This window comes from Streptomyces sp. NPDC051677 (assembly GCF_044453465.1).
In the GTDB taxonomy this organism is placed as follows: domain Bacteria; phylum Actinomycetota; class Actinomycetes; order Streptomycetales; family Streptomycetaceae; genus Streptomyces.
Genome location: NZ_JBITCT010000072.1, coordinates 25,097 through 36,661, shown reverse-complemented (window position 1 = coordinate 36,661; position 11,565 = coordinate 25,097). Strand labels below are relative to the sequence as shown.

Sequence of the window (11,565 nt, the reverse complement as noted above, 5' to 3'; positions counted from 1 at the left end):
CCACCCCCCAGGTCATGCCTTCGACAGGGGGACACAGTCATGCCGGGCCCGGAGGCCAGCGGCCCTCTTGCAGGACCGCGGAAAAGATAACGGGGGCGAGAGCCGAAGGCCGGGGGGCGAAGGCCGAGGCCGGGGCCCGGGAGCCGGGGGTCGAGAGCCGGAGGCCGGGGGGGCGGAGGCCGAGGCCGGGGCCCGGGAGCCGGGGGTCGAGAGCCGAAGGCCGGAGGCCCGGGAGCCGGGAGCCGGAGGCCCGGGAGCCGGGGGTCGAGAGCCGAAGGCTGGAGGCCAGGGGGCCGGAGGCCCGGGGGCCGGGGGTCGAGAGCCGAAGGCTGGAGGCCAGGGGGCCGGGGGCCGGGAGCCGGGGGCCGGAGGCCCGGGGGCCGGGAGCCGGGAGCCGGGAGCCGGGAGCCGGGAGCCGGGAGCCGGGAGCCGAAGGCCCGGAAGCCGGGAGCCGAAGGCCCGGAAGCCGGGAGCCGAAGGCCCGGGGGCCTGGGGCCGGGAGCCGGGAGCCGAAGGCCCGGAAGCCGGGAGCCGGAGGCCCGGGGGCTGGGGGCCGGAGGCCCGGGGGCCGGGGGCCGGGGGCCGGGAGCGAAGGCTGGGGGTCGAAGGCCCGGAACCGAGGGCCGGAGCCGAGGGCCCGGAGGGCGGGGCCAGGGCGGGTCGGGCCGGAGCGGACGCGGAAGTTTCGGGTTGTCTTTCCTGTTGTCGGCAGAATCTGCGCGCAAACGATCTCGCCCTCGCGGCGCTCTGGCACCCTGGCTCCGGCTCTCTTGGCCGGGTCCGGAACCATCCGGCTTCGCCGGATCCACCGGGATCCGGCCGGTCACTCCGCCGGTTCGAGGAACCCCTGCTCCACCAGCAGGCGGATCTGGGCCGGAGTGCGGTCCCGCAGCAGCACCGGATCCTCACCCACCAGTTGGGCGATGGCGTCGAGAATCCGGCCGGCGGTCAGCGAGCCGTCGCACACGCCCGCGAAGCCGGCGCCCACGGTGTCCACCTTGGTGGCCCGGCGCATGCCGCGGTGCTGGCGCAGCACGACGTGTTCCGGGTCCTCGGCGCCGGGCAGCCCGACCTGCTCCTGGACGACCTCTGTGACCAGCCGGAAGCGCCCGGCGAGCAGGGCCGCGTCGTCGTGTGCGCGCAGGTAGTCGAGTCGCTCGAAGTGCGCCACGACCGTGTCGCCGAGCGGCTGTTCGACCGGATGCGGCCACTCCTCGACAGTGATCACCGGCTCCGCGGCCGCCGTCCTGCGCAGCGTGATCCAGCCGAAGCCGACGGCCTTCACCTTGCGCGCCTCGAACTCGTCCAGCCATGCGTCGTAGCGCTCCTGGTACGCGGCCTCGTCGCCCCGGTGGTCGCCGGCGTCCCTGAGCCAGAGCTCGGCGTACTGCGTGATGTCCTGCACCTCGCGCTGCACGATCCATGCGTCGCACCCGCGCGGCACCCATGACCTGAGTCTGTCCTGCCAGTCCTCCCCTTCCACGTGCTGCCAGTTGGCGAGGAACTGCGCGAACCCGCCGTCGTTCAGCCGTTCCCCTGCCCCTTGAACGAGCGAGCGGCACAGATCGTCCCCGCCCATCCCGCCGTCCCGGTAGGTCAGGCGGGCGCCGGGCGAGATCACGAAGGGCGGGTTCGACACGATCAGGTCGTACGTCTCGTCGTCCCGGACCGGCTCGAACAGCGAGCCCTCGCGCAGCTCCGCGGCCGGGGCTGCGGACAGCGCGAGCGTGAGCGCGGTGATGTGCAGGGCGCGCGGGTTGAGATCGGTCGCCGTCACGCGCGTGGCGTGCTGGGCGGCGTGCAGCGCCTGGATGCCCGAACCGGCGCCGAGGTCGAGGGCGGCGGACACGGGCGTGCGGACGGTGATGCCGGCGAGGGTCGTCGACGCGCCGCCCACCCCCAGGACGACGCCCTCGTCCTTGCTGCCGATGCCACCGGCACCGCCGACCGCGCAGCCCAGGTCGGACACGATGAACCAGTCCTCGCCGTCCGGCCCGCCGTACGGCCGCACGTCCACGGTCGCGGCCACCTCGTCCTCCCCCGTGGGGAGGAGCCAGCCGCTCTCCACGCACGCGTGTACGGGCAGGAACGCCTCCACGCGCGCGTGCGGCACGGGCTGCTGGAGCAGGAAGAGGCGGACGAGCGTCTCCAGCGGCGTGTCCCCGCGGGTCGCGCGCAGCGCGGGCACGGTCTCGCTGCGGGCCAGGGCCGCGTAGGCGGGGGCGCCGAGCAGTTCGAGGAGACCGTCCGCGGTGAAGGAGGCCGCGAGCAGGGCCTCGCGCAGCAGCGTGGCGACGTCGAGGCGGTCGACGGAGGGCAGGGAAGACAAGGTGGCGTTACTCACGCCCCCATTGTCTCCCGTCCCCCCTCACCCGTCCGGACGACAGCGCCTGTCGTCCGGGCGCAGCCTCAGCTCGTCGCGGCGCCTCAGCTGGTCGTGGTGCCTCAGCTGGTCGTGGCGCGGGCCGAGGCGGAGGTGGCCACCTTCTTGCAGCTGTCCTGCTTGGCCATGGCGTCCTTGACGTCGCCCTGCTCGAGGTTCTTCAGTGCGGTGTTTCCGCTCTTGCTGAGCTTGCCGAGGTCGGTGGCGATGTCCTGCAGGCCGTCGGCGAACTTCGCCTGGTCCTTCGTCTCCAGCGCGTCGACCTGCTTCTTCAGGGCGGCGTAGGAGGTCGAGAGGGTGGTGAGCGCCGAGACGGCGTCCTTCTGCTTCTTCTCGCCCTCGTCGACGCCGGGCGGCGACCCGGCCTTCTGGACGGCCTGGGCGAGCGCGCTGTAGGCGTCGGACATGTCCTGGAAGGCCTGTGAGTCGGTCTTCTGGACGTTCGCCGGGGCGTTGTTGTCCGTGGCGGCCTGCTTGATCGCGGCGTTGGCCGCGTCGACCTTCGCGTCCTGCGCGGGGAGCGCGTCGCAGACCTGCTTGGCCCAGGCGTCGAGCTCCTTGTTTCCGTCGTCACTACTGCATCCGGACAGCGCCAGTACCAGTACCGCACCGCCGGACAGTGCGGCCGCGAGCTTCTTGTTCACCGGATTGGTCCCTTCCATGGCTCTCGGCCCCGGAACATACACGCCAACCGGGCGACACCCCCAGGACGAATGTCCGCTATACGGCTTTTTGAAGCCATTTACGCCAAGAGAGAGAAGGCTCACGACACGGTCACACGAGCGGCACAGCGGGCGGACGGCGTGTCAACACACGCCGCCCGCCCGCCGTTTGAACTGGGAACCGGTGAGCAGATCTACGAAACCACCGCCGGATCGGGCGACTTGGACGCAGTGTCGGCGTTGTCTTCGTCACCTACGGCGATGCCGCGCCGCTTGGACACGTACACCGCGACCACGATGACGGCGAGCGCGAGGGCCGCGATCACGATCCGCACGCCGACACTCTTGTCCTCCCCGTAGCTGAACTTGATCACCGCGGGCGCGATGAGCAGCGCCACCAGGTTCATGACCTTCAGCAGCGGGTTGATCGCGGGGCCGGCGGTGTCCTTGAAGGGGTCGCCGACCGTGTCCCCGATCACCGTGGCGGCATGGGCCTCGCTGCCCTTGCCGCCGTGGTGACCGTCCTCGACGAGCTTCTTGGCGTTGTCCCACGCGCCGCCGGAGTTCGCGAGGAACACCGCCATCAGCGTGCCCGCGCCGATCGCGCCCGCCAGGAACGAGCCGAGCGCGCCGACACCCAGCGTGAACCCGATGAAGATCGGCGCCATGACGGCGAGGAGCCCCGGTGTGGCGAGCTCGCGCAGGGCGTCCCGGGTGCAGATGTCGACGACCTTGCCGTACTCCGGCTCCTCGCTGTAGTCCATGATCCCGGGGTGCTCGCGGAACTGGCGCCGCACCTCGTACACCACGGAACCCGCCGACCGCGACACCGCGTTGATCGCCAGCCCCGAGAAGAGGAAGACGACCGCCGCGCCCGCGATGAGGCCGACGAGGTTGTTGGGCTGCGAGATGTCCATCATCAGGCTCATCGGCGCGCCGGCTCCGGAGAGCTTCTCGCCGACGTCCTGCGCGCCGGTCGTGATCGCGTCCCGGTACGACCCGAAGAGCGCCGACGCCGCCAGGACCGCGGTGGCGATGGCGATGCCCTTGGTGATGGCCTTGGTGGTATTGCCGACGGCGTCGAGGTTGGTGAGCACCTGCGCGCCCGCGCCCTCGACGTCGCCGGACATCTCGGCGATGCCCTGGGCGTTGTCGGAGACCGGTCCGAAGGTGTCCATCGCGACGATCACACCGACCGTGGTGAGCAGACCGGTGCCGGCCAGTGCCACCGCGAACAGCGCGAGCATGATCGACGTACCGCCGAGCAGGAACGCCCCGTACACGCCCAGGCCGATCAACAGGGCGGTGTAGACGGCCGATTCGAGCCCGACGGAGACCCCGGCGAGGACGACGGTGGCGGGGCCGGTCAGCGACGACTTGCCGATGTCGCGCACCGGGCGGCGGGTCGTCTCGGTGAAGTAGCCGGTCAACTGCTGGATGACGGCGGCCAGGAGGATGCCGATCGCCACCGCGACGAGGGCGAGAACGCGCGGGTCGCCGCTCTTGCCCTGGATCGCGGCGTCGGTGACACCGTCGAGGTCGGCGTACTTGCCGGGCAGGTAGACGAAGACCGCGACGGCCACCAGCACCAGCGAGATCACCGCCGAGATGAAGAAGCCCCGGTTGATCGCGGACATGCCGCTGCGGTCGGCGCGGCGCGGGGCGACCGCGAAGATACCGACCATGGCGGTGAGCACGCCGATCGCGGGCACGAGCAGCGGGAAGGCGAGCCCGGCGTCCCCGAAGGCCGCCTTGCCGAGGATCAGCGCGGCGACCAGGGTCACGGCGTACGACTCGAAGAGGTCGGCCGCCATGCCCGCGCAGTCGCCGACGTTGTCGCCCACGTTGTCGGCGATGGTCGCGGCATTGCGCGGATCGTCCTCCGGAATGCCCTGCTCGACCTTGCCGACCAGGTCGGCGCCGACGTCGGCGGCCTTGGTGAAGATGCCGCCGCCGACCCTCATGAACATGGCGATGAGGGCCGCACCGAGTCCGAAGCCCTCCAACACCTTCGGCGCGTCGGCCGCGTACACCAGCACCACGCAGGCGGCGCCGAGCAGACCGAGCCCCACCGTGAACATGCCGACGACGCCGCCCGTACGGAATGCGATCTTCATTGCCTTGTGCGAGACGGTGGTGAGATCCTTTTCCGGTTCGCCTTCTGCCGGAGTCGCTTCCCGGGCCGCCGCGGCGACACGCACATTACTGCGCACGGCGAGCCACATGCCGATATAACCGGTGGCCGCCGAGAACGCCGCACCGATCAGGAAGAAGATCGATCGTCCGGCGCGCTGTTTCCAGTCGTCCGCGGGCAGCAGCATGAGCAGGAAGAACACGACGACGGCGAATACGCCGAGCGTGCGCAACTGCCTGGCCAGATAGGCGTTGGCGCCTTCCTGGACCGCCGCCGCGATCTTCTGCATGCTGGGCGTGCCCTCGTCGGCCGCGAGCACTTGACGCAGTAGCACGCCCGCGACCACGAGCGCAGCCAGCGCCACGACCGCGATGACCACCACGAGCAGGCGGTTGCCGTCGGTCAGCACGGCGGCTGCGAGGGTTGTGGGGTGGTCCAACCGCTGAGGGGTAGAAAGCCCCGCCATTCGTCCTCCTTGACGCTTGGGCTGAGCTCAAGATGTGGACGGATTGTAGGTACCGGAACCTGATCAAAACAGTGCGCGGTAAACGGAATTCGCCTTCGCGCGCAAAACCCGCACGATCGCGTGCGGTAATGCCTTCAAGGCATTGTCGTTCGTGAATTGGTTCACGATATTCGTGGCGTAGATTCACTCGTCAAGATTCACTCCGCCAAGATTCGCTCACTTCACTCACCGAGATTCCAAGATTAACTTCACGGAACCACTGTAAGCGCGGTCTTCGAGGTCCGCACATGCCGAAGGGCCCTACGAGGTAGGGCCCTTCGGGTGAGTGTTGCGCGCGACTCGGTCGGCCGGGGGTCAGGCCATGGTCGCGGTCGCCGATGCGCTCGGCCAGGTCATGCGGATCAGTCCGCCGTGCTCACCGGCGGTGACCTCCACGTCGTCGACGAGGCCGCTGATGACCGCGAGGCCCATCTCGTCCTCCTCGGCCTCCGCGTCGGCGTCCCCGCCGGAGCCGGGCGCCCGGTCGCCGGGAGCCGAACGTGGCGCCTCGTCGCCGACCTCGATGGAGAACTGCTTCTCCTCCTCGATCAGCAGCACCTTCACGGGCGCGGTGATGCCGCCGCTCTGGTGCAGTCCGACGGCACGGGTACAGGCCTCACCCACGGCGAGCCTCACCTCGTCGAGAACGGCCTCGTCCACTCCGGCCCTGCGCGCCACCGCTGCCGCCACCAGTCGGGCGGTCCTGACGTGCTCGGGCAGCGCGCTGAAGCGGAGTTCAACGGTGGCCATGCATCCCCCTCGGAACTACGGGCGTGCTGTCGGGGGGCCGGGCCACCGAAGCCCGAACCCCCCATTTTTGTTCGACCAGCCGTGCCCGGGCCGCGCTGGGCGGCCCGGGACGGGATGGTCAGTCGGTGGCAGCGACCGCTTCGTCGACCGAGGTGTGAATCGGGAACACCTTGGTCAGACCGGTGATGCGGAAGATCTTCAAAATACGCTCCTGGTTGCAGACCAGCCGGAGCGAGCCCTCATGGGCACGCACCCGCTTCAGTCCGCCGACCAGCACGCCGAGCCCGGTGGAGTCGAGGAAGTCCACGCCCTCCATGTCGACGACGAGGTGGAAATTGCCGTCGTTCACCAGCTCGACCAGCTGCTCGCGCAACTTGGGCGCGGTATATACGTCGATTTCGCCACCGACCTCGACGACCGTACGATCGCCGACGGTACGGGTCGACAGGGACAGGTCCACGGATCCTCCAGCACCTTGCTATCGAGCGGTCGCCCCTCGGGACACCTGGGCAGGAGCCCCCGGGACGGTACGCCAGCCGCGATGGCATTCAATCACTTACCGGCAGGCGTGCACGACGCCTTGGCTCCATTGTCCGTCACGCCAGTGACACACTCGGTGCCGATGGCCAAGAATCACCGACCCGATCGCCCCTCGCCCGAGGCCGCGCCGCGCCTGTCTCCAGGCGCGATCCTGGACCGGCTCGCCCCGGGACCGAACCGGGCGTCGCGCATCACTCATACGGAGCACTTGCCCCCGCGCGCGGGCCGCCATGCCGTCTGGCCCGACCGGATTCGTTCGGAGGTCATCGCGGCCGTGCAGGCCTGCGGCATCGAACACCCCTGGGCCCACCAGGCCCGCGCCGCCGAGCACGCCCTGGACGGCGACTCGGTGGTCGTCGCCACGGGGACCGCGTCCGGCAAGTCCCTGGCCTACCTCGTGCCGGTCCTCTCGGCCCTTCTGGACGGCTCCGAGGCCCCGAACGGTCGCGGGGCCACCACCCTCTACCTGGCCCCCACGAAGGCCCTGGCGGCCGATCAGTGCCGCTCTGTGAAGGAACTTTCACAACCTCTCGGCACCTCCGTACGGCCGGCCGTGTACGACGGCGACACTCCGTTCGAGGAACGGGAGTGGATCCGCCAGTACGCCAACTACGTCCTGACCAACCCGGACATGCTGCACCGGGGCATCCTGCCGTCCCACCCCCGCTGGTCCTCCTTCCTGAAGGCGCTGAAGTACGTCGTCATCGACGAGTGCCACACCTACCGCGGCGTGTTCGGCTCGCACGTCGCCCAGGTACTGCGCCGGCTGCGCCGCCTGTGCGCCCGCTACGGAGCCTCCCCGGTGTTCCTGCTGGCCTCCGCGACGGCCGCCGAGCCCGCGGTGGCCGCCGGCCGCCTCACCGGCCTCCCGGTGGTCGAGGTCGCCGACGACGCCTCACCCCGCGGTGAACTGGTGTTCGCCCTCTGGGAACCCCCACTCACCGAGATGCTGGGCGAGAAGGGCGCACCCGTCCGGCGTACCGCCACCGCCGAGACCGCCGACCTGCTGACCGACCTCGCCCTCCAGGGGGTGCGCACCGTCGCCTTCGTCCGCTCCCGGCGCGGCGCCGAGCTGATCTCGGTGATCGCCCAGGAGCGCCTCGCCGAGGTCGACCGCTCACTCGCCCGGCGTGTCGCGGCGTACCGCGGCGGCTACCTCCCCGAGGAACGGCGCGCCCTGGAGCAGGCCCTGCACTCGGGCGAACTCCTCGGCCTGGCCGCCACGACCGCCCTGGAACTCGGCATCGACGTCTCCGGCCTGGACGCCGTCCTCATCGCCGGCTACCCGGGCACGCGCGCGTCCCTGTGGCAGCAGGCGGGGCGGGCGGGCCGCTCCGGGCAGGGGGCGCTGGCGGTGCTGATCGCCCGGGACGACCCGCTGGACACCTTCCTGGTCCACCACCCGGAGGCGCTGTTCGACCGCCCCGTGGAGTCGACGGTCCTCGACCCCGACAACCCCTACGTCCTCGCCCCGCACCTGTGCGCGGCGGCCGCGGAACTCCCGCTGACCGACGAGGACCTGCCCCTGTTCGGCCCCGAGACCGAGGGTCTGCTGCCGCAGCTGGAGGCCGCGAAGCTGCTGCGCCGCCGTACCAAGGCCTGGCACTGGACGCGCCGGGAGCGGGCGGCCGATCTCGCGGACATCCGCGGCGAGGGCGGCCGGCCGGTCCAGATCGTCGAGTCCGGTACGGGCCGACTGCTCGGCACGGTCGACGCGGGCTCCTCTCACACGACCGTCCACGAGGGCGCGGTCCACCTCCACCAGGGCCGCACGTATCTCGTGCGTTCCCTGGACCTGGAGGACTCCGTCGCCCTGGTCGAGGAGGCCAACCCGTCGTACTCGACGGTCGCCCGCGACACGACGTCCATCTCCGTCCTGGAGACGGATGTCGAAATCCCGTGGGGCCAGGGCCGGCTGTGCTACGGCTCGGTCGAAGTGACCAACCAGGTCGTCTCCTTCCTGCGTCGACGTGTCATCACCGGTGAAGTCCTGGGTGAGTCGAAGCTCGACCTCCCTCCTCGTACGTTGCGCACCCGCGCGGTGTGGTGGACGGTCACCGAGGACCAGCTGGACGCCGCCCGGATCAACCCCGAGATCCTCGGCGGGGCCCTGCACGCCGCCGAACACGCCTCGATCGGCATGCTGCCCCTGTTCGCGACCTGCGACCGCTGGGACATCGGCGGCGTGTCGGTCCCGCTCCACCCCGACACGCTGCTGCCGACGGTCTTCGTCTACGACGGCCATCCCGGCGGCGCGGGCTTCGCGGAGCGCGCCTTCCACACCGCCCGCACCTGGCTGACCGCCACCCGCCAGGCCATCGCCTCCTGCGAGTGCGGCGCCGGCTGCCCCTCCTGCATCCAGTCCCCCAAGTGCGGCAACGGCAACGATCCGCTGCACAAGAAGGGAGCCGTACGCCTGCTCACGGAACTGCTCCGGGAGGCTCCCGAGGAGAAGCCGGAGACAGGGCTACCTGAGGGGGAGGGGGAGGCAACCCAGGCAACCCAGAGGGCGGAGAGGCCCCAGGAGACACGGGGGACACAGGCGACACAGAGGACGCAGAGGACACAGGGGACGGGGACGGGGACGGGGACGGCGGAGACGGCGGCACCGCGTCCGCCGGTCCCGCCCGCGCCCTGACCTCGGCTGCGAACAGTCCCCGTCCCGACGCCGCCGTCACGTCCGAGATCTCGCCGACGACGGCGCACCGCACCAGTCGGGCGCCCTGTGCCTGAGCCACCCGATCCGCCCGGGCGCAGGCCTGCTCGACGCCGTCCGGCCAGTGGTCGGCTGCCGCGAGCGCCGCGAGGTCGGCGCCGCCCGCGGCCCGGTGCCGGGCCACCACGGCCTGCCCGAGGGCGAGCACGGCCCCGAACACCACGCACAGCACGGCGATCGCACCGATGCTCCACACACTGGCGGAGCCACGGTCCCCCCGCCCACGGCCTCTCATGACCCCGCCTCCACGCCCGGCGCCGCTCCCACGGCCTCCTCAGCCGCCGCCACGGCCTCTTCCCGCACCTCGAAGGGCAGCATCCCTCGCAGGACCGGCGGCTTCGCCGCGACCACGACGCGGACCTGGTCGCCCTCCCGGCTGACCGTCACCTCAGCCCCGCGCGGCGCCGTATCGCGGGCCACCTTCAAGACCGCGTCGGCCGGGTCCTGCCGGGCCGCCGCCCGGGCGCCGGTCCTGGCCGCGTCCACGCACTGGATCTGAACGGCCATCGCGAGCAGCCCCCACAGCAGCGCCAGCGCGAACGCCGCCAGCACCGGCAGCGCGACGGCCGACTCCGCCGTCACGAACCCCCGGTCCCCGCCGAACGCCCGTCGGGCCGCGCGCCGAAGCTCCCGGCGACGCTCACGCGCCCGCACTGAGCGCCCGTTTCACGATGTCCTGGAGCTGCGCGTCGACCGCGTCGCTCGTCACCACCTGGTAGAGGAGCACCGCGAATCCCACGGCCGCGACGATCCCCATCGCGTACTCGGACGTCACCATCCCCGCGTCTTTGCGCGTCGCACGCGCCCTGCACATCAGGGCGCACAGCCGCGCCCGCATTGCCTTGTACATCTCAACCCCCGTGAGGTTCAGTCGTGTTGGTCTGTTGCGTCGATCTGTTGCGTTGATCTGTTGCGTTGGTCTGTTGCGTTGGTCTGTTGCGGTGACTCTGGTGCGGTGATCTGTTGTCTCGCGTCACTGCTGTTCCCGGCGTCACTGCTGTTCCCGCGTTGCTGCCGTTTCGGAGTTCGCTCACTCCCGTTTCGGCGTTCGGACGCATCGCGTCGTCATCGCCCACCCCCTTCCAGGACCCCGCCCGCGAGCCCGATCACGATGGGCAGCACCCCGATCGTGATGAAGGCGGGGAGAAAACACAGGCCCACCGGCGCGGTGACCATGACGGCCGCCCGCCGTGCCCGGGCCGTCGCGGCACGCGCCCACTCGGCACGGGTGTCGGCGGCGAGCCGCGCGACGGGTCCGGCCGCCGGCAGCCCCGACACATCGGCCCGCTCCAGCAACCGGGCCAGGGCCTCCGCGCCCGGCAGCGAGGCCAACCGCCGCCACGCGGTGGCCGGTTCACCGCCGAGCCGTACCTCTGCGGCGCCCTTCGCCAGACTCTCTCCCACAGGGCCGCCAAGGGCCTCGCCCACGGCCTGCGCCGCGATGACCGGACCGGCGCCGGCCGCGATGCATGCGGCCAGCAGGTCGGCGGCGAGGGGGAGTTGCCGCGCGGCGAGCCGGACGTCGGCCTCGCTCACCGCACCCGCCGCCTGTTGCCGGCGACGCCACCGCCCCAGCCCCACCGCGCCGATCAGCCCGAGCAGGAGACCGGCGACGCCGCCGACCACCACCCATCCGGCGCCCACCACGGACACCTCGGGAAGCCATCGCCGTGCGGCCTCGCGCACGGCCGAGGTTCGGGCGTCCGCCGCTGTCTCCGTGGTCAGCAGCTCGGCCAGGCGACGTCGTGCCCTGCGTTCGCGCCGCACGGTGTCCAGCCACTGCCCGAGCCACCACAGGACCGCCGCGATCCCCACGGCCGCCCCCAGCCTGTGGACAACTTCCGCGCTCATGCCACCTCCGTCCATGTCACCCAC

The 11,565-nt window shown here is 71.5% G+C and carries 9 protein-coding genes and 1 pseudogene; 1 reads left to right on the top strand and 9 read right to left on the bottom strand.

The features are described 5' to 3' along the window. Positions 1 to 823: 823 nt before the first annotated feature. From ACIBAF_RS44695 to bldG, 5 genes are all read right to left on the bottom strand, one after another. Entirely contained in the window at positions 824 to 2,344 is a 1,521-nt protein-coding gene (locus ACIBAF_RS44695; RefSeq protein WP_399471799.1) for a methyltransferase, read from the bottom strand. 101 nt (positions 2,345 to 2,445) lie between these two features. Then, the gene (locus tag ACIBAF_RS44690) at positions 2,446 to 3,045 is read right to left on the bottom strand and encodes a small secreted protein (protein WP_399471797.1); all 600 of its coding nucleotides are present in this window, start codon (positions 3,043 to 3,045) and stop codon (positions 2,446 to 2,448) included. Positions 3,046 to 3,239: 194 nt separating this feature from the next. Next, positions 3,240 to 5,645 (bottom strand): sodium-translocating pyrophosphatase, encoded by a 2,406-nt coding sequence (locus tag ACIBAF_RS44685; RefSeq protein WP_399471795.1) that lies wholly within the window; start codon positions 5,643 to 5,645, stop codon positions 3,240 to 3,242. A gap of 354 nt (positions 5,646 to 5,999) precedes the next feature. After that, on the bottom strand, positions 6,000 to 6,434 hold the full coding sequence (locus ACIBAF_RS44680) for an ATP-binding protein (protein ID WP_399471793.1): 435 nt from the start codon (positions 6,432 to 6,434) through the stop codon (positions 6,000 to 6,002). 118 nt (positions 6,435 to 6,552) lie between these two features. Further along, on the bottom strand, positions 6,553 to 6,894 hold the full coding sequence (gene bldG / locus ACIBAF_RS44675) for an anti-sigma factor antagonist BldG (RefSeq protein WP_009189842.1): 342 nt from the start codon (positions 6,892 to 6,894) through the stop codon (positions 6,553 to 6,555). 81 nt (positions 6,895 to 6,975) lie between these two features. Between bldG and ACIBAF_RS44670 the strand changes: the two genes are divergently transcribed. Then, complete coding sequence (locus tag ACIBAF_RS44670) at positions 6,976 to 9,612, top strand: DEAD/DEAH box helicase (RefSeq protein WP_399471791.1); 2,637 nt, start codon at positions 6,976 to 6,978, stop codon at positions 9,610 to 9,612. A gap of 40 nt (positions 9,613 to 9,652) precedes the next feature. Here ACIBAF_RS44670 and ACIBAF_RS44665 read toward each other — a convergent pair. The 4 genes and pseudogenes from ACIBAF_RS44665 to ACIBAF_RS44650 form a co-directional block, all read right to left on the bottom strand. Then, positions 9,653 to 9,925, bottom strand: a pseudogene (locus ACIBAF_RS44665) (Rv3654c family TadE-like protein); the annotation flags it as partial. Continuing rightward, positions 9,922 to 10,272, bottom strand: coding sequence for a TadE family type IV pilus minor pilin (locus tag ACIBAF_RS44660; RefSeq protein ID WP_399471789.1), 351 nt, complete (start codon positions 10,270 to 10,272; stop codon positions 9,922 to 9,924). The pseudogene ACIBAF_RS44665 and the gene ACIBAF_RS44660, both read right to left, overlap by 4 nt. 58 nt (positions 10,273 to 10,330) lie before the next feature. After that, positions 10,331 to 10,540: a DUF4244 domain-containing protein gene (locus ACIBAF_RS44655; RefSeq protein WP_399471787.1), complete on the bottom strand. Its 210-nt coding sequence runs from the start codon at positions 10,538 to 10,540 to the stop codon at positions 10,331 to 10,333. 215 nt (positions 10,541 to 10,755) lie between these two features. Beyond that, positions 10,756 to 11,541, bottom strand: a complete 786-nt coding sequence (locus ACIBAF_RS44650) for a type II secretion system F family protein (RefSeq protein WP_399471785.1) — start codon at positions 11,539 to 11,541, stop codon at positions 10,756 to 10,758. Between the last annotated feature and the right edge of the window lie 24 nt (positions 11,542 to 11,565).